Source organism: Halorientalis brevis, from assembly GCF_042678165.1.
Classification (GTDB): Archaea; Halobacteriota; Halobacteria; order Halobacteriales; family Haloarculaceae; genus Halorientalis; species Halorientalis brevis.
This window is the reverse complement of sequence record NZ_JBHUDJ010000003.1, coordinates 664,262-681,157: the sequence shown is the minus strand read 5'-3', so window position 1 is coordinate 681,157 and position 16,896 is coordinate 664,262. Positions and strand designations below refer to the sequence as shown.

Genomic DNA, 16,896 nt, shown 5'->3' with positions numbered 1-16,896 from the left:
ACCATCATATTGCGTAACGGATGACGCGCACCGAGAGAGACCCGAGGAAGCCGACACGTCGACGGACGATCGCGACAGTCGGGAGTCTGGCCCTGGGAGCGACGCTCTCGGGCTGTCGCGTCCGTCCACCCGAGTCTGCCCAGCGACGGTTCTCCATCGTCGTCCTGCCGGACACCCAGCATTACTCCCGACTCGACAACGGTCTCTTCGAGCAACAGGCGCGGTGGATCGTCGACAACCAGGACGAACACGACGTCGCGGCGGTACTCCATCTCGGGGACCTCGTCGACAATCCGGCGGAGGACTCAGAGTGGGACGTGGCGACGGACGCAGTGTCGATGCTCGACGACGCCGGGATTCCGACGCTCGTCGCACTGGGCAATCACGACGCGGCCGAGATCCGGGCCCCGACCGCGTTCCGGAGGCGACTGCCGACGGCGCGATACGCGACCGCCGAGTCGCGGACGGACTCCATCGTGGGATACGGCACGTACGACGGGAATCCCGAGAACGCGTACCTTCGCCAGCGGGTCGCCGGCGAAGACCTGCTGTACCTCACCGTCGAGTTCGGACCCCGACAGGCAGTCGTCGAGTGGGCCGACCGCGTCCTCTCGGCCCACAGCGACGCTCTCGCGTTCCTCACGACACACTCGTATCTCTACTTCGACGACACGAGGGTCGACAGGGACGACGATCACAATCCGCGACAGTACGGGTTGACCGACGTTCACAACGGCGTCGAGCTGTGGGCGGAACTGGTCCGGAACCACGCAAACCTCGTGAACGTCCACAGCGGTCACCACGTCCCCGGCAACACCGGCCGTCGACTCGACGACGGCGGGGCCGGAACCGCAGTGTCACAGATGTTCGTCAACTACCAGACCGAGCGCCGGGGCGGGAACGGGTGGCTCAGACTGCTCACCGTCGACCCCGATCGGCGACGGTTGGCAGTCAGCACGTATTCGCCAGCGCTCGATCGGTGGCAGCGTGGCGCTGACGCCGAGTTCGACGTGTTCTTGGCGACGAAACGTGGCAACTGACCGAGTTCTCAAATCTCGGGAACAAACAGAAACCACTTTTTTATTCATTCACGTTTGTCCGAGGTGCGATGGAAAAACCACTGCTAGTCACGGACTTTCTGGACCGTGCCCGGAAGTACTACGGGGAGGAAGAGGCCGTCGTGGCGACGACCGGCGAACGGTTCACCTACGACGAACTCGGGGAGCGCGCCGACAGGTTCTCGGCGGCACTCCAGCAGCGCGGCATCGAGAAGGGAGACCGCGTCGCTGTACTCGACCCGAACACGCACTACCACCTGGCTGCGGCGTACGGGAGCATGCAGCTCGGTGCCGTCCACACGCCGCTGAACTACCGACTGACGCCGGACGACTTCGCATATATTCTCTCTGACGCCGAAGTCGACGCGATCTTCGCCGATTACGAGTACGCAGACCGGATCGAGGCCATCCGAGACGAGGTCCCGACGGAGACGTTCATCACGAACGACGCCGACGCCGTCGACGGCGACTGGGAGTCCTTCGAGGAGGTCATCGAGGACGCCGGCACCGACTACGACCGGCCGGAGATGGACGAGAGCGACGTCATCACCATCAACTACACGTCCGGGACGACCGGCGACCCGAAGGGCGTGTGTCGCACCCACCGCACGGAGACGATCCACGCGTACCTCATCACCGTTCACCAGGAGATCACGGACGACGACGTCTACCTGTGGACGCTGCCGATGTTCCACGTCAACGGCTGGGGGCACATCTACGCCATCACCGGCATGGGCGCGAAACACGTCTGTACCCGCGGGGTCGACGCCGAGTGGATCTTCGACACCGTCGTCGACGAGGACGTCTCGTACATGTGCGGTGCCCCCACGGTGCTGAACATGCTGAGCGACCACTACGACGAGAACGACGGCGACATCCCCACGAGCGGGGAAAACGACGTCCGCATCGCCACGGCGGGGAGCGCCCCGCCGGAGGCGACCATCCGCACGGTCGAAGACGAGTTCGACTGGTACCTCAAACACGTGTACGGCGCGACCGAGACCGGGCCGCTCATCACCACCTCCGACGCCAAGCGGCTGTTCGACGACGACTCCAGCGCCCGCTTCAAGATCAAGAAGCGCCAGGGGCTGGGCTACCTCGGCACCGAGGTCAGAGTCGTCGACGAGGACGGCAACGACGTGCCGCGCGACGACGCCACCATCGGGGAGATCGTCGTCCGGGGCAACCAGGTGATGGACAAGTACTGGAACAAGCCCGAGCAGACCGAGCAAGCGTTCAACGACCGCGTGGAGGGGTACTACCACATGGGCGACCTCGCCACCGTCGACGACAACGGGATGATTTCCATCCAGGACCGCAAGAAGGACATCATCATCTCCGGCGGGGAGAACATCTCCAGCATCGAACTGGAGGACACGCTGTTCGAGCACGACGCCGTCGGGTCCGCTGCAGTCATCCCGTCGCCGAGCGAGGAGTGGGGCGAGACGCCCAAGGCGTTCGTCGTTCCGGACAACGGCGACCCCGAGGAACCGGGCGTGACGAAAGAGGAACTCAAGGAGTTCTGTGAGGACAACCTGGCGGGCTACAAGGTCGTGCGCCGCTTCGAGTTCGTCGAGGAACTGCCGACCACGTCGACCGGGAAAGTCCAGAAGTACGAACTCCGCGAACAGGAGTGGGAAGACGAAGACCAGATGGTCGGCCAGGGATAACCTGGCTCACTCGACGGCGTCGGCGTCGTAGCGATTGGAGATGTAGACGACCGCGCCGATCAGGGCACCGAGCCCGACCCCGACGGTTATCATTCCGAAGAGAGCGGTTCCCAGGGGCGTCGGCGGAAGCTGGATGATCCCGAACAGCTCCGGGTCCAGATCCTCGGGTCTGATCGCACCCAGAATCGTGCCCATCACGCCAGCGATGAGGACGACGACCGTGAAAACAGTGAGGACCACCCGGCTTCCGCTCGTCGTGTCGGCATCTGTCATTGCTCCAGATTGGAGACGAAGGTGATTAACCGTTTCACTTCCTACCCACGAGTAATGTCCGAAAAGGACCTCCTGCTCCTCGTCCTCGCCGGCATCGCTGTACTGATGTTCCTGACGGGTTTCGTCCTGGTACTGAGCTAACGCGCTGCACACGGCGACAACACGTAAAAAAGAACGCCGTGACGAATCGTCGAGAACGCCCTTATTCCGACGCGACGACGACGGCGCCTTTCATGCCGGAGACCTTGTGAGGGTTGCAGTAGTACGTCTCCGTTCCGGATTCCTCGAACGTGTGTTCGAAGGTCACCCCGGCGCCCGCTTCGGAGGTGCCGGAGTCGAACGCTTCGCTTTCGGCAACGACGTTGTGTGCGCCACCGTCACCGGTCCAGACCCAGGTCACGGTCGTCCCGGGCGAGACCTTGATCGCGGCGGGACCGAAGCCGAGGCCGCCCTGGCCGACACCGACCTGAACCTCGACGGAGTCCTTGCCGGTGTGATCCGCCATGTCGCCGTCGAATCCGATCGCCCCGTCGAGGTAGCTCGACACCTCGCTCGGTGCCGACACCATCTCGGCGCTGCCACCCTCGGTCGTGGTATCACCGTTGTTCGAGTCGCCTGAATTACTACCCTCCGAGCACCCGGCCAGTCCGCCGGTGATTGTCAGAACACCAACACCGCGTACGAAATTCCGTCTATCCATCACTTGGTCACCTCATTGTGTCTCAGAACGTGCCAGTTGTAAATTCACCGGTTCCGTTCCCAGAGAATGGGAATCGTAGTGAGGGGTATATAGTGCGTTTTCGAACATATTCGCATGGCAGAGCGTGCCCACTCGACCGGACCCAGTAATGTCCGAGCGACCACAGGCCGCGAATGGGAAGTGTTCGTGCGTGACGACGACGGCCCGCCGAGACACGCCGGCAGTGTCTCTGCACCCACAGCCGACGTGGCCCGCGACCAGGCCACGCAGTTGTTGGGGTGGAGCGTCACCGACGTGTGGCTCTGTCCCGCCGACGAGGTAGAGCGGTTCTCGACCACGGAGACGGACCAATGATTTCGGTCAGCAAACTGCTCTGTGACCTGGACGCCGAGGGGGACGGCCTCCGATACGACGCCGCCGAGGAGTCGAAGAAACCGCAGATCACCGAGCGCAAGCAGCAACGACCGGTCGTCGTCTGGAACCTCACCAAGCAGTGCAACCTCTACTGCGACCACTGTTACGCCGCCGCCGACACGGAGTGTGCGCCGGGCGAACTCTCGACGGAAGAGGGGAAGCGACTCCTCGACGATCTCGCCGACTACGGCATCCCCGTCGTGCTCTTCTCGGGCGGGGAACCCCTGGTTCGCGAGGACTTAGAGGAGTTGATCGCCTATGCGACCGACCAGGGGATTCGCGCAGTTCTCTCGACCAACGGGACGCTTATCACCGAGGAACGCGCTCAGGCCCTCAAGGACGCGGGTCTGAAGTACGCCGGCATCTCCGTGGACGGCCTCCCGGAAGCGAACGACGAGTTCCGCGGCAAGGAGGGCGCTTTCGACGCCGCCCTCCGGGGAATCAACGCCTGTCTCGACGTGGGACTCAAGACCGGACTCCGGTACACGATCACGAAACACAACGCCCCCGACCTCGAAGACATCGTCTCGATGCTGTACGACGAGGGGCTCGACCGGTTCTGTTTCTACCACCTCGATTACGGCGGCCGCGGCAACGAGATCATGGACGTCGACCTCACACCCGAGGAACGCCGCGAGGCTGTCGAGACGGTGTGTGACATGACCCGCGAGTACCACGACCGGGGCGAAGAGATCGAGACGCTGCTGGTCGGCAACTACGCCGACGCGGCGTACATGGTCGAGTACGCCCGCGAACACCTCGGCCACGACACGGCCGAGCGCGTGTATCGCTACCTCGAGGCCAACGGTGGCGACCCGACCGGCGAGCGCGTCGCCGACATCGACTACCAGGGCAACGTCCACCTCACCCAGTTCTGGCAGGGCTACTCGCTCGGGAACGTCCGCGACCGCCCGTTCTCGTCCATCTGGGAGGACGACTCGAACCCGCTTCTCCGCGCACTCCGGAACCGCGAGGACCACCTCACCGGAAAGTGTGCGGACTGCCAGTACCAGTCCATCTGTCGCGGTGGGTCGCGACTCCGGGCGCTCTCGGTCCACGACGACCCCTTCGCGCCGGACCCGCAGTGTTATCTCACCGATGGCGAGGTCACCGGCTCGAACCCCGTCGTCGACACCGGTCCCGAGCCCGCGGACTGACGGGACCGCTCAGTTCTCGCCCTCGAGCGCGTCGAGCAACACGAGCGCCAACTCCTTGTCCAGCGGATCGTTCGCGTTGCCGCAGTGGGGCGACTGCACGCAGGCCGGACAGCCGTCGGCACAGGGGCAAGACGCGACCATCTTCCGAGTGGTTCCTACGAGGGAACTAACGTCACGGTAGGCGCGGTCGGTCAACCCGACGCCGCCCGGATAGCCGTCGTAGATGAAAATCGTCGATTTCTCGGTGTGGGGATGGAGGGGCGTCGAGAGCCCGCCGATGTCTCGCCGGTCACAGAGCAACTCCACGGGCATCATCGAAATCATCGCGTGTTCGGCCGCGTGGATGCCGCCGTCGAAGTCGCCGTCGCGTGCCCGCATCTCCATCTCGACCGGGCCGGGGACGGTGAAGTACAGGGCTTTGGTCTCCAGCGTGGTCTCCGGAAGGTCGAGGGAGAACTGCCCGACCGGCTCGCCGGACGCGATGTCGCGACGTTCGTACCCGGTGATCTGCTTGCGCATCGTCACGTCCGCGAACCGGAGGGTGCTGTCCTCGCGGCCGGGCATCGGTCGCTCCTCGAGGTCGGACTCGACGGTGATCGTCTTGTCGTGAAGGACCTGGGTGTAGTACTCCGCGCGCGTCCGCGAGAGGTCGGCGATCCGGTGGTCCAGGTCGAGGTCGGTCACCTCGTAACTCTGGCCCTGGTGGTGGTAGATCGCGCCCGGATGGGCGTCCCGCAGCGCGTCGCCGAAAGGGAGTTTCGCGATCGTCTCGCCGTTCGCGCGGTCCCGCAGTTGGACCTGCCGGTCGTCGATGGTCCGGAGATTCATCTCGTGTTGGGGGCTGCCGTCGCCGTCGTACAGCCAGCGGATGCCGGCGTCGGTCTCCCGTCGATCGAGCTCGCCCGACTCGGTGAGGTCGCCCACGAGTTCCGGAAACGTCGGGCCGAAGTGGCGGTCGTCGTCGGGTTTCAGCCACGTCTCCCGAGCAGCGGACAGGACGTGTCCAGGCATGAGCGTCTGATTTTCGGGGTTCGAGATGGCGCGTTCCGCCTCGCCCTCGAAGAACTCGTCGGGATTGGCCATGAAGTACTGGTCGAGCTGGTCCTCGCCGCCGACCATGACGACGAGGCTCGGATCGGTCCCGCGACCGGCCCGCCCTGCCTGCTGGTGGGCGGCCATTCGCGTGCCCGGGTAGCCGTCCAGCAGAACCGCGTCGAGCCCGCCGATGTCGACGCCGAGTTCCAGTGCGTTCGTGCTCCAGACGCCGCGAATCTCGCCGGTGGACAGCCCCTGTTCGACCGTCTCCCGTCGGTCGCTGGTCAGCGCCGCCTGGTACGCAGTGACGCTCTCGGCCGCGTCGCGCTCACCGCGTCGGCGCAGTTCAGTAGCGCTGTCGGTGGCGTAACGCTCTGCGGTCTGGCGCGAACTGGTGAAGACCACGGTCTGGAAACCACGACTCACCAGGTCGACGAACAGCCGCTTGGTCTCGGTGTGGCTGGACTTCCGGCGACCGCTCCCCCAGCCCCCGCCGTCGGCATACTCCGGCGGGTTCCACAGCAGCCAGTGGGTCGGTCCCGTCGCGCTCCGATCTTCGGTGACCGCCGCGAACGAGGCCGCGGGCCGCCCGGTGACGGTCGCCGCGTGCTCGACGGGATTGCCGATGGTCGCCGAACAACAGACGTACTCCGGATCCGCTTCGAACCGCTCGCAGACGCGATTGAGACGACGGAGCACGAGCGACACCTGGCTGCCGAACACGCCGCGGTACTCGTGAACTTCGTCGACGACGACCGTCTCCAGGCGCTCGAAGAACCAGTCCCAGAGCCGGTGCGAGTGCGGGAGAATCCCGTAGTGGAGCATGTCCGGCGTCGTCAACAGGACGGTCGGCTGGCGGTCGCGCACCTGGCGTTTCTCGGTTTTCGACTGCCGGCCGGTGTACTGGTCGACCGTGACGCGACTCCCGAACCCGAGGCCACGGGCGAGGTTCTGGAGGGTGTCGGTCTGGTCGTTGATGAGCGCGACCTGGGGCGCAATATAGAGGGTACAGCCAGTGTGGTCGAGTGCGCGCTCGAACGCGGGGACCGTGTATGCCAGGCTCTTCCCGCTGGCCGTCTCGGTGGCGAGGACGACGTTCCGACCGCCGCGGACGGCGTCGATGGCAGCCGCCTGATGACTGTAGAGACGCTCGATGCCGCGGTCACGGAGCGTGCTCCCGAGCCGAGAGTCGAGATCAACGTCGGCGAAACTGGCGTCGCGACCGGGGACGACCTCGTGGTGGTGAACCTGCCCCTCGTAGTACGGCCGCCCGCGGAGCCACTCGATTGTCTCGTCCACACGCCGTCTTGCGGACACGGCGTCTTCACCGTTGCGCCCGACGAGACACCGCTCGTCGGCCCGAAAATTGCGTTCGCAGTAGCCACCATTTAAATTACCCGAATTGTTCGGCGGTATTTATAGGGCAGTCCCCACCCTACGGTGTGGTGTACCATGACGCAGGTAGAGGACACCAGCCGCGAGATGCGGCTTGACCGCGATTCGTTCGCACAGGGGTACTTCGAGAACGCAGTGTATCGTCACTGGGACCCGTACGCGATCGAGGGACTCGAAGAGGACAAACAGAAACTGATGGACGAGGACGATCTGACCGAGGCCGAGTACGAGGAACTCCGGCAGACGCTCGCTCGGTTCGGCGCGGGCGAAGAGGCGGTGACGGAGGACCTGATGCCCCTGGGGCTCGTGCTGGAGGACATCAACGACCAGATGTTCGTCTCCAGCCAGATCTACGAGGAGGCCAAACACACGCAGTTTTTCGACCGCTACTGGCGGGACGTCATCAACCCCGTCGCCGAACACCACGGGTTCGAGGTGACGAACCCGACCGATCAGCGATACTATCCTGACGGCTACATCCAACTGTTCGACGACACCGAGGCCGCGATGGAGCTACTCCTCGAAGAGGACACGCCGGAAAACCGCGCCAAGGCGTACTGTCACTACCACCTGACGGTGGAATCAGTGCTCGCCCAGACAGGCTATTACGGCATCACGTCGGCGTTCAGTTCGAAGGGATCCGACGAGGTGGCGATTCGCGAGTTCCCGCACCTCGAAGGGCTGGTCGAGGGCATCAGCAAGATCCGCAGCGACGAGGGCCGTCACGTCGGCTTCGGCATGCAGAAAGTCCGCCGCTACGTCCAGAGCGGCGAGGTCGACGAGCAGGTCGTCCAGGACACCCTGCAGGAACTCATGCCCCACGTCGCGAACACGGTGAACGACTTCGAGGAGGCAGTCAACGCGGTCCCGCTCGTCACGTACGCGCGCGACAAGCTGACCCGACGCATCGACATCATCACCGACGAAGACGCGGTGATCCCGGACGTGGACGAGCTCGTGAGTCTCGACACCGACGGCACCGCTGCTGCGGACTGAACGCGCTGTCCGCTTCCTGCGTCACGGGGACGTGGGAGGGGAAAAACACTGCCCGTCAACGGCGACGGTCGGGGGTCAATCGTTTCGATCGACGGGCCTATTCGATCCGCTTGAGGTCGCGGTCCGCGCGGCCGGACTGCTCGGTCCCGCCGAGTTTGTCGCGGTTGAGCGCGAGCAGCACCGCGAACACGATCGGCGACAGGATACCCAGCGCGAGTGCAGCGCCCATCGCCTGCAGTTCCGGCGTGAAGACGATGCCGCCGCCGTGTTCGCCGCCTTCGCCGCCACCGCCGGACGTGTCGACGTCTCCGACGACGATCACGCCTTTCATGCCCGAGATCTTGTGCGGTTCGCAGAAGTACTGGACGACGCCTTCCTCCTCGAAGGTCTGTTCGAACGTCGTGCCAGCCTGAGAGACGGCCGAGCCCGAGTCGAAGCTGCCGTCCTCGGCGACGACGTTGTGCGAGCCACCGTCACCGGTCCACTCCCAGACGATCTTCGTGCCGGGATCGACTTTGACGGCTGCGGGCCCGAACGCGAGCCCGGTGTCTGCGGCGCCGACCTCGACGGTCACTTCGCTTTTGCCCGTCTCGTCGACGACCGTGCCGTCGTAGTTGTTCGCTTCCGCGAGATAGCCGCCGAATTTGCTACCGTCCTGTGCTGCTGCCGTGCCGGTTGCACTCGCGCCCAGCCCCGCGGCTGCGGCGCCAGTGGCCGTCGCCCGAAGGAACCCGCGACGGCTCTGCGTGGATGCACCGGTGTTGTCGTTCGTGCTCATGTCTGTCACTCCGAACTCCGCCGCACTCCGTGGCGCGTCTCGTCGCTGCCCTGCCGTCCGTCCCAGTGCGGCGTCTGCGGGGGCCGGACGTCTCCACGCCGCTCCATATGCGACGATTTTCACCGATAGTTAAAAGCCCGCCTAAACGTCTCGGGGAGTGGGAACCAGTACCAAAGAAAACCGCTCAGTCGGTCCCCCTCACCGAACGATGGTGACGGGACAGTGAGCGCGGCGGACGACGTTCTCGGCGACGCTGCCGAGGATGAGTCGGGAGAGTCCTTTCCGACCGTGGCTCCCCATGACGATGTGGTCGACGTCGTTTTCGTCGGCGAACTCGACGATGCTGCGTCCCGGCTGGCCGACGACAGCCTCGGAGTCCAGCGTGACGTCGTAGTCGTCGGCCGCGTCCTGGGCGTCGTCGAACAGCGTCTCGGCCTCTTCCTTGGCGCTTTCGTACCACTCCTCCCAGTACCCGGGCAGAGTCGACTCCATCGGAGCTCCGTAACCCGCGTCGACGAAGTCCAGCACGTGGATCACGGTGAACTCGGCGTCCTCGTGTTTCTCGAGTGCGTGTTCGAGCGCTTTCGCTGACAGCGGCGATTCGTCCATCGGAACGAGTACGTGTTCGCTCATACCTGAAGATAGTCGGGCCCCCCACATAACTTCGTAGTTCGTTCTCGGCGTCTGAAAACTCAGTGCCAGTGTCCCGATTCGCACACGCGAGCGAAGAATGGAAGTTCCCGAGAGCAATGCCGAACCGAATCGACACCGGTGCTCCGAAGCTCACAACGCCGGGCCGGCCACCTGACGGGAGAAAGCAACTCAGAAACGCAGCATCGAACCGTCGCGCCGCTTACTGCTGAGCGTACAGCGAGTAGACGATCACCGCGAAGCCCAGCGCCGTGAGGGCGGCTTCGACGACGATCGCGTATCCGCGGTCGATTACTGGCCCGATGTTGGCCGTTCCTGCGAGGTCGAGCGCACCTGCGATGAGTGATCCGAGCGTGACGAGGGTGAAGCCGACGGCTAGCAACTGCAGCGGTTTCGCCCCGGTCCGACGGTAGGCCTTGAACGAGAAGAACGCTATCAGGCCCCCGAGGAACAGGGTGATTGTCTTGAGGGCAACGATCACTGACGGGACGTGGATGAGTGGGACGATTCCGGTCACGTTTCTTTGCGCACCTCCGACCAGAGGTCCTGTAGCCGTTCGTCCGCTGTTCTGGGCACGCGGCTGATGCCGACGTCGAAGTCTCGGTCTTCCGAGAGTCCGACGACGACTTCCTCGAAATCGACCTCGTACTTACTAGCGTGTTGACCATCCGGACGGATCTCCATCCCCTCGCGGAGCAACGAAGCTTCCGTCAGCATGTCCAACTTTCGGTAGGTCGTCGAGAGCGGCACGTCACAGGTTTCGGCGATTTCCTCTGCTGTCATGGGTTCCTCCAGGTTCCGGACGATGACGCGACACTTCGGATCGTCAAGGGCGTCCAGAACGTCCTGCAGGTCGGGTCCTTCCTCGTCCGCGAACGGATCACGGACCATGTAACGGAGGTTGGCGGACGAAGCCATATAACCGCTCCGACATACCTGCCACACAACCGCCAGCCCGCCCGTGGGTAGCCGCTACACGGATATGTAACACCACAATCACTACTGAGCAGCCCACTACGTTTCGTGTCTCACGATAGCACATGTCATTACGTCTGACTGGTCAGGACCGGTTCGCTTTTGAGCAGACGCCCCATACGCTCAGGTGTGCTCGCCGCCGAGTTGCACTGTCACTCGTCGCTTTCGTACGACGGCCGCGATCCCGTCGACCTTCTGCTCGGGCAGGCAGAAGCGGTCGGCCTGGACGCCATCGCCGTCACGGATCACGACGAGATCGACGCGAGCCTAGAGGCCGCCGAGCGTGCCCCGGAGTACGGCCTCATCGCCATTCCGGGGCTGGAGGTGTCGACGGCTGCCGGCCACGTCCTCGCACTCGGCGTGACCGAAGCAGTTCCGTCGGGCCTCTCGTTCGGAGAGACGCTCGGCCGCGTCCGCGATCTCGGCGGCATCGCCGTCGTTCCACACCCGTTCCAGGAGTCACGCAGCGGCGTGCTGGCCCACATCTCGCGTGACGACCTGACTGCGGCCGACGCCATCGAGGTGTACAACTCCCGGCTGCTGACCGGACGAGCGAACCGGCAGGCGGAACGATTCGCCAAGCTCCGCGAAATGCCGATGACGGCCGGGAGCGACGCCCACATCAGCGAGATGGTCGGCCAGGCGGTCACTCGCATCGACGCCGCCGAACGTAGCGTCGACGCCATCCTCGACGCCATCCGCGACGGTCGGACCACGGTTGAGGGTCGTCGAACGCCGTGGCGGATCAGTTTCCGACAGGCCGCCGGCGGCGTCAAGCGCCGCGTGAAGAACCGATTCTACAGTTTCCTATGACCGGCAGGGCTTCCGACGGCAATGAGTCGAGTCTCGACGGGGCGTCCGTCGACTGCGTCCGAGCTGCCATCGAGTCGGGCGACCCGTTGTCAGGCACCCGGGGCTTCGCCGGCGCGGTCGACGATCGACTCGTCAGAGACGTTTTGGGTCGATACCCCTGTTTCACCGAGCGCGACGATCCGACGACGTGGAGTTTCGATCCGACCGAACTGGACCAGCCGGAATCGGTACCGGCAGGGCATGGTAGGACTGCTGAGGGAGACCAGCGCGTCTGGTCGCTCCCCGACGTGCCGACCATCGAGGACGACGAGGCGGCCGTCGCGACGGTTCGTGCGTCTATCGACGCGAGTCTGGACGAGGTGGTCGCGGACTCGCTTGCGATCGCGTTCTCCGGTGGCGTCGACTCCGCGCTCCTGGCCGCGCGGCTGGACGCCCCGCTGTACGTGGTTGGATTCCCCGACAGTCACGACGTCGAGGCGGCGCAGTCGGCTGCGGCGTCGCTCGACCGAGACGTTCGCGTCGTCGAGGTCACGCACGACGACGTCGTCCGGGCCGTGCCGGAAGTCGCGACCGCAATCGGTCGGACGAACGCGATGGACGTCCAGATCGCGCTCCCGCTGTACCTGGTCGCCGAGCGGGTCGCCGACGACGGCTACGACCGGCTCGCAGTGGGACAGGGCGCTGACGAACTGTTCGGCGGCTACGCGAAAGTCGCCAAGGCGCCCACTGATCCCCGGGTCGACGCCGACACGGTCCGGGGCGCCACGCGAGAAGTGATTCAGTCCCTCCCCGACCAACTCGAACGGGACGTGTTGACGCTCCGTGCCGCAGGCGTCGAACCCGTCGCGCCGCTGCTCCACGACCGGGTCGTCGAAGCCGCACTCCAGTTGCCCGGTCACATGCTCGTCACCGAGCCCGGTGACGACGGGGTGCGCAAGCACGCGCTCCGGCGCGCGGCCAGCGAGTGGCTGCCCGACGAGATCGCGACTCGAGACAAGAAAGCCGTCCAGTACGGGAGTCTGATCGCTCGCGAACTCGACCGGCTAGCCAGACAGAACGGGTTCAAACGCAGGATGGACGACCACGTGACGAAGTACGTCGAATCGTTGCTCGCGTAACGCTGTTTTCAGGCGTCAGAGACGGTCTCGATCGCTTCCGTGCCGATCTGCGCCACGTCCTCGTCCACGCTCGTTGCCCGAAGGTCCGCGGGCGTGTTCCAGTCCCAGACCTCGGGGCCTTCCTCGCCGGCAGCGGGATCGACGTCCCTGCTGTCCACGCGCGCGAAGTAGACGTGATCGACGTGCTGGTGTGCCACCTCGCCGTCGCAGACGTCGATGTCGTACAGCATCTGATAGCGCGGCTGCGGGAGTGAGCGACCGGTGTCGGTGCGAATTCCTGGGTCGTCGGCCACGAGGTCCGGATCGTGCCCGGTCTCCTCGCGGACCTCCCGAACGGCGGCCTCGTGGGGTAGTTCGTCACGGTGGACGTGTCCGCCCGGTGGAATGCGGATTCCGAGACGCTCGTGTTCGTGGAGGGCCGTCGCTCCGTCAGCCACGATGTAGACAGTCGCGGTGTAGTGACGCGTCGTCTCCATGTGAGTCGCGAAGCGCTCGTTCGGTTTGTAGACGGTGGATTCTCCCAGAGAGAGACCGGAACCGACGGCGAAAACGGCCGAGGCGAAGAGGAGCGGCAGCAAGCCATCGGACCGACGGCGGATTCCTTCCGACCAATCATCTCCGCGAACACTGCACTATAAATGTCGTATAGGTATAAATAATTGTGAAGTTACTCGTTATCGGAGATTCCGATCTCGTTCACCGATCGTCTGGGTGCACAGCAATCGCGACCAGTTCGATGAAAATCGACGGCTTAGCCCAGACAGCGCCCAATATATGTATTCGAGCCCTACTGTCAATATAAGTAACAGAAATATTTGTGGGCAAATTGGCTATTCACACCGAGTGTCAGAAATATTGTTCTCAAAATATGAAAATAGGAGTATAGAGTTTTTATGGGGTGTGGCAAAGTCCCGGTAACGAGAGAGTACCACGCAATGATCTCATCATTACTGCGTCGATTTACCGGCACTAACGAACGAGAGATAGACTCGGAGAGGACGGGACAGACCGACCCTGTTCGAGCAGCGGACGAGGAATCGCCAGCGTCGGCAGTTGCGAGCGATGGGGGCGCGGTCGTCTCTGCGGACGAGGCGGCACCCAGCCCGTCGCTCGATCACGACGAGGACTACTACCAGGAAATCGACGCACCCACAGAGTTCACGACAGGCGAAGTCGAAGGCACCGTTCGGGCCAACCTGGAGCAGGTACTCAACGCCTCGGGGACGGCGATGCGGATCATCGGCCCGGAGTTCAACGTCATCATGCAAAACGACATGATGGACGAGTTGTCGGGCGTCGACGACGACAGGCTCGAGGAGGTGCCCTGCTACGGTGCGATGTGCAACGACGACGTCTGCGGGACGGACAACTGCACCCTCAAGCGACTCATGGCCGGTGAAACCGACCGGATCGAAGTGGAAGTGGAGAAAGACACCTACGACGGGCGGACCGTTCCGACCAAACTCGTCGCCACCGCGATCAAAAACGACGCGGGCGACGTGGTCGCGATCTCCGAGAGCTTCATCGACCTCTCGGACATGAAGTCCGTGACCGAGCAGTTCAACGACGTCGTCGACGACGTGTCCAGCGGGTCCCTCGACACAGAAGTCGACACCACGGACCTGGAGTGGTACTACGAGGACATGGGCGAGTCGCTCAACGAGATGATCGCGGTCGTCGACGAGGCCATGGAGCAACTCGATCAGATCACGGACGACCTCCGGGACGCGCGCCTCGACACCGACCGCGACGTCGACTCGCTGCCGGGCATCTTCGGCAAGATCGTCGACGACCTGGACCAGACGGCAGAGCACATGATCGAGGAGATGCAGCGCCGCCGCTCGGTCGCCGACGGCGTCCAGACGTCCGTGAACGACCTGCTCGACAGTTCCGAGGAAGTGAGCAGCGACTCTCAGGAGATCACGGCGCTGGTCGAAGAGCAACACGCGAGTATGCAAGACATCTCGGCAGAGGTCTCGAACCTCTCCGCGACGGTCGAGGAGATCGCGTCCTCCGCCGAAGAGGTCAACGCGTCGAGCGAGCAGGCCGAACGACTCGCCGAGGAGGGCCGCGACTCGGCCGAAGACGCGATCGACGTGATGGAAAACATCGATTCGGCTGCCGCCGACGTCACGAGCGACGTGAACCGCCTCCGAGAAGCGGTCGCGGAGATCGACGATATCGTCGACGTCATCAACGACATCGCCGAGCAAACGAACATCCTGGCGCTCAACGCCTCCATCGAAGCCGCGCGCGCCGGTGAGGCCGGGGAAGGCTTCGCCGTCGTCGCCAACGAAGTCAAATCGCTGGCCGAGGAGTCACAGCAGCACGCAAGCGAGATCGAGTCCGTCGTCTCGACCATCAGCGAAGACACCGAAGAGACCGTCGCCAGCCTGCAAGACGCCAACGAGCAGGTGGACATGGGTCGGGAGATGGTCGAAGAGTCGATGGGGAACCTCGAAGACATCGTCACCGCAGTGCGTGAAACCTCGAACGGGATCGACGAAGTCGCCGCCGCGACTGACGAACAGGCCCACAGCACCGAGCAGGTCGCGGGCATGGTCGACGACGCCGTGCGGAAAGCCGACAGCATCTCCGACCGCGCGATCGAGGTCGCAGACCTAAACGAGAAACAGGTCGAACAGGTCCACAGCATCGAGACCGACGTGGAGCGACTCCGCGAACAGTAGCGAGCGATCCGCCCCGGAAAACCAGTCTCGACCGCGTTACAGCATCTGTCCTTCTGCGTCGAGCAACTCGTGGTAGCGGTTGCGGATCGTGACCTCGCTGATGGAAGCGACGTCGCTGACCTCCGACTGCGTGACCTTCTCGTTGGCCAGCAGCGAGGCCGCGTACACTGCGGCGGCAGCGAGTCCGACGGGGCTCTTCCCGCTGTGGACGCCTTCCTGTTTTGCGGTCTGGAGGAGGTCACGCGCCCGCCGCTCGACCTCGTCCGAGAGGTTCAGTTCGGAGGCAAAGCGCGGGACGTAGCTCTCCGGGTCAGCGGGCTGTATCTCCAGGTTTAGCTCCCGAATGACGTACCGATAGGTGCGGGCGATCTCGTCTTTCTCGACGCGAGAGACGCCCTCGATCTCGTCGAGACTGCGGGGCGTCCCGGCCTGTCGGGCAGCGGCGTACAGGGACGCGGTGGCGACGCCTTCGATGGACCGGCCCGGCAGCAGATCCTCGTCGAGGGCGCGGCGGTAGATGACGCTCGCGGTTTCCCGGACGCTCTCTGGCAGCCCCAGTGCCGAGGCCATGCGGTCGATCTCGCCGAGGGCCTGTTTCAGGTTGCGCTCCTTGGAGTCGCGTGTCCGGAAGCGCTCGTTCCACGTGCGCAGTCGCTGCATCTTCTCGCGCTGTCGCGACGACAGTGAGTTGCCGTACGCGTCCTTGTCCTGCCAGCCGATGTTGGTCGAGAGCCCCTTATCGTGCATCATGTTCGTCGTCGGCGCTCCCACCCGACTCTTCTCGTCTTTCTCGTTGGCGTTGAACGCGCGCCACTCCGGCCCGGGATCGATCTCGTCTTCCGAGACGACCAGGCCACACTCCTCACAGACCGTCTCACCGCGTTCCGAATCCGTGGCTAACGACCCACCGCACTCCGGACAGACGAGCGTTTCGTCCTCCTGCTCGATGGGTTCCTCGTCCTGGCTCTCGCTCGCGCGTTCGCCCGTGTACTCTCTGATGGTGGTGTCAGTCATTGGTTGAATCGGCGGGCACTGGTGCCCAGAGAACTATCCAGTACGATGTTATGTTGTGGCTGCGCCGACTTAAACCTTTCGACCGTTTGAGCCCTCAGAGTTGCCGATATCGGCCGTTTGCGGTTACAGCACTGCCGAGGAGTAAGCAGCCCATTTTGC

The 16,896-nt window shown here is 64.1% G+C and carries 17 protein-coding genes; 8 read left to right on the top strand and 9 right to left on the bottom strand.

Going from position 1 to position 16,896, the window contains the following annotated elements:
* Positions 1-20 precede the first annotated feature (20 nt).
* Both ACFR9U_RS10610 and ACFR9U_RS10605 read left to right on the top strand, forming a co-directional pair.
* Positions 21-1,040 (top strand): metallophosphoesterase, encoded by a 1,020-nt coding sequence (locus tag ACFR9U_RS10610; RefSeq protein ID WP_247373530.1) that lies wholly within the window; start codon positions 21-23, stop codon positions 1,038-1,040.
* A gap of 68 nt (positions 1,041-1,108) precedes the next feature.
* Positions 1,109-2,728 (top strand): long-chain-fatty-acid--CoA ligase, encoded by a 1,620-nt coding sequence (locus tag ACFR9U_RS10605; RefSeq protein WP_247373532.1) that lies wholly within the window; start codon positions 1,109-1,111, stop codon positions 2,726-2,728.
* Positions 2,729-2,734: 6 nt separating this feature from the next.
* On the opposite strand, the gene ACFR9U_RS10600 is transcribed toward ACFR9U_RS10605, so the two are convergent.
* Together ACFR9U_RS10600 and ACFR9U_RS10595 are read right to left on the bottom strand one after the other, a co-directional pair.
* Positions 2,735-3,001, bottom strand: coding sequence for a DUF7520 family protein (locus ACFR9U_RS10600; RefSeq protein ID WP_247373534.1), 267 nt, complete (start codon positions 2,999-3,001; stop codon positions 2,735-2,737).
* 202 nt (positions 3,002-3,203) lie between these two features.
* A complete protein-coding gene (locus tag ACFR9U_RS10595) occupies positions 3,204-3,701 on the bottom strand; it encodes a halocyanin domain-containing protein (RefSeq protein WP_247373536.1) in 498 nt (165 codons plus the stop codon).
* A gap of 114 nt (positions 3,702-3,815) precedes the next feature.
* Between ACFR9U_RS10595 and ACFR9U_RS10590 the strand changes: the two genes are divergently transcribed.
* Together ACFR9U_RS10590 and ACFR9U_RS10585 are read left to right on the top strand one after the other, a co-directional pair.
* Positions 3,816-4,055: an Htur_1727 family rSAM-partnered candidate RiPP gene (locus ACFR9U_RS10590; RefSeq protein ID WP_247373539.1), complete on the top strand. Its 240-nt coding sequence runs from the start codon at positions 3,816-3,818 to the stop codon at positions 4,053-4,055.
* Entirely contained in the window at positions 4,052-5,272 is a 1,221-nt protein-coding gene (locus tag ACFR9U_RS10585) for a TIGR04347 family pseudo-SAM/SPASM protein (protein ID WP_247373541.1), read from the top strand. Before ACFR9U_RS10590 ends, ACFR9U_RS10585 begins: the two co-directional genes overlap by 4 nt.
* Positions 5,273-5,281: 9 nt before the next feature.
* On the opposite strand, the gene ACFR9U_RS10580 is transcribed toward ACFR9U_RS10585, so the two are convergent.
* Entirely contained in the window at positions 5,282-7,606 is a 2,325-nt protein-coding gene (locus ACFR9U_RS10580; protein ID WP_247373543.1) for a DEAD/DEAH box helicase, read from the bottom strand.
* 153 nt (positions 7,607-7,759) lie between these two features.
* Here ACFR9U_RS10580 and ACFR9U_RS10575 point away from each other — a divergent pair, with 153 nt between their 5' ends.
* On the top strand, positions 7,760-8,698 hold the full coding sequence (locus tag ACFR9U_RS10575) for a ferritin family protein (RefSeq protein WP_247373546.1): 939 nt from the start codon (positions 7,760-7,762) through the stop codon (positions 8,696-8,698).
* Between the two features lie 97 nt (positions 8,699-8,795).
* On the opposite strand, the gene ACFR9U_RS10570 is transcribed toward ACFR9U_RS10575, so the two are convergent.
* From ACFR9U_RS10570 to ACFR9U_RS10555, 4 genes are all read right to left on the bottom strand, one after another.
* On the bottom strand, positions 8,796-9,476 hold the full coding sequence (locus ACFR9U_RS10570; protein WP_247373548.1) for a halocyanin domain-containing protein: 681 nt from the start codon (positions 9,474-9,476) through the stop codon (positions 8,796-8,798).
* A 198-nt stretch (positions 9,477-9,674) separates the two neighbouring features.
* Positions 9,675-10,109: a universal stress protein gene (locus ACFR9U_RS10565; protein ID WP_247373550.1), complete on the bottom strand. Its 435-nt coding sequence runs from the start codon at positions 10,107-10,109 to the stop codon at positions 9,675-9,677.
* A 220-nt stretch (positions 10,110-10,329) separates the two neighbouring features.
* Complete coding sequence (locus tag ACFR9U_RS10560; RefSeq protein ID WP_247373552.1) at positions 10,330-10,644, bottom strand: DUF7521 family protein; 315 nt, start codon at positions 10,642-10,644, stop codon at positions 10,330-10,332.
* Positions 10,641-11,018 carry a transcriptional regulator gene (locus ACFR9U_RS10555; protein ID WP_247373554.1) on the bottom strand — a complete coding sequence of 126 codons (378 nt, stop codon included), beginning with the start codon at positions 11,016-11,018 and terminating at the stop codon, positions 10,641-10,643. Before ACFR9U_RS10555 ends, ACFR9U_RS10560 begins: the two co-directional genes overlap by 4 nt.
* Positions 11,019-11,231: 213 nt before the next feature.
* Here ACFR9U_RS10555 and ACFR9U_RS10550 point away from each other — a divergent pair, with 213 nt between their 5' ends.
* Together ACFR9U_RS10550 and ACFR9U_RS10545 are read left to right on the top strand one after the other, a co-directional pair.
* The gene (locus ACFR9U_RS10550; RefSeq protein WP_247373556.1) at positions 11,232-11,915 is read left to right on the top strand and encodes a PHP domain-containing protein; all 684 of its coding nucleotides are present in this window, start codon (positions 11,232-11,234) and stop codon (positions 11,913-11,915) included.
* On the top strand, positions 11,912-13,033 hold the full coding sequence (locus tag ACFR9U_RS10545) for an asparagine synthase C-terminal domain-containing protein (RefSeq protein WP_247373558.1): 1,122 nt from the start codon (positions 11,912-11,914) through the stop codon (positions 13,031-13,033). The genes ACFR9U_RS10550 and ACFR9U_RS10545 overlap by 4 nt, the downstream gene beginning before the upstream one ends.
* An 8-nt stretch (positions 13,034-13,041) precedes the next feature.
* On the opposite strand, the gene ACFR9U_RS10540 is transcribed toward ACFR9U_RS10545, so the two are convergent.
* The gene (locus ACFR9U_RS10540) at positions 13,042-13,509 is read right to left on the bottom strand and encodes an NUDIX domain-containing protein (RefSeq protein WP_247373560.1); all 468 of its coding nucleotides are present in this window, start codon (positions 13,507-13,509) and stop codon (positions 13,042-13,044) included.
* Positions 13,510-13,968: 459 nt separating this feature from the next.
* Between ACFR9U_RS10540 and ACFR9U_RS10535 the strand changes: the two genes are divergently transcribed.
* The gene (locus tag ACFR9U_RS10535) at positions 13,969-15,723 is read left to right on the top strand and encodes a methyl-accepting chemotaxis protein (RefSeq protein ID WP_247373562.1); all 1,755 of its coding nucleotides are present in this window, start codon (positions 13,969-13,971) and stop codon (positions 15,721-15,723) included.
* A 36-nt stretch (positions 15,724-15,759) separates the two neighbouring features.
* Here ACFR9U_RS10535 and ACFR9U_RS10530 read toward each other — a convergent pair whose 3' ends face one another.
* A complete protein-coding gene (locus ACFR9U_RS10530) occupies positions 15,760-16,737 on the bottom strand; it encodes a transcription initiation factor IIB (protein WP_247373573.1) in 978 nt (325 codons plus the stop codon).
* Between the last annotated feature and the right edge of the window lie 159 nt (positions 16,738-16,896).

Coding starts and splice junctions, on each gene's coding strand:
- ACFR9U_RS10610 (WP_247373530.1), top strand. CDS start 21: ATGACGCGCACCGAGAGAGACCCGAGGAAGCCGACACGTCGACGGACG.
- ACFR9U_RS10605 (WP_247373532.1), top strand. CDS start 1,109: ATGGAAAAACCACTGCTAGTCACGGACTTTCTGGACCGTGCCCGGAAG.
- ACFR9U_RS10600 (WP_247373534.1), bottom strand. CDS start 3,001: ATGACAGATGCCGACACGACGAGCGGAAGCCGGGTGGTCCTCACTGTT.
- ACFR9U_RS10595 (WP_247373536.1), bottom strand. CDS start 3,701: ATGGATAGACGGAATTTCGTACGCGGTGTTGGTGTTCTGACAATCACC.
- ACFR9U_RS10590 (WP_247373539.1), top strand. CDS start 3,816: ATGGCAGAGCGTGCCCACTCGACCGGACCCAGTAATGTCCGAGCGACC.
- ACFR9U_RS10585 (WP_247373541.1), top strand. CDS start 4,052: ATGATTTCGGTCAGCAAACTGCTCTGTGACCTGGACGCCGAGGGGGAC.
- ACFR9U_RS10575 (WP_247373546.1), top strand. CDS start 7,760: ATGACGCAGGTAGAGGACACCAGCCGCGAGATGCGGCTTGACCGCGAT.
- ACFR9U_RS10570 (WP_247373548.1), bottom strand. CDS start 9,476: ATGAGCACGAACGACAACACCGGTGCATCCACGCAGAGCCGTCGCGGG.
- ACFR9U_RS10565 (WP_247373550.1), bottom strand. CDS start 10,109: ATGAGCGAACACGTACTCGTTCCGATGGACGAATCGCCGCTGTCAGCG.
- ACFR9U_RS10555 (WP_247373554.1), bottom strand. CDS start 11,018: ATGGTCCGTGATCCGTTCGCGGACGAGGAAGGACCCGACCTGCAGGAC.
- ACFR9U_RS10545 (WP_247373558.1), top strand. CDS start 11,912: ATGACCGGCAGGGCTTCCGACGGCAATGAGTCGAGTCTCGACGGGGCG.
- ACFR9U_RS10540 (WP_247373560.1), bottom strand. CDS start 13,509: ATGGAGACGACGCGTCACTACACCGCGACTGTCTACATCGTGGCTGAC.
- ACFR9U_RS10535 (WP_247373562.1), top strand. CDS start 13,969: ATGATCTCATCATTACTGCGTCGATTTACCGGCACTAACGAACGAGAG.
- ACFR9U_RS10530 (WP_247373573.1), bottom strand. CDS start 16,737: ATGACTGACACCACCATCAGAGAGTACACGGGCGAACGCGCGAGCGAG.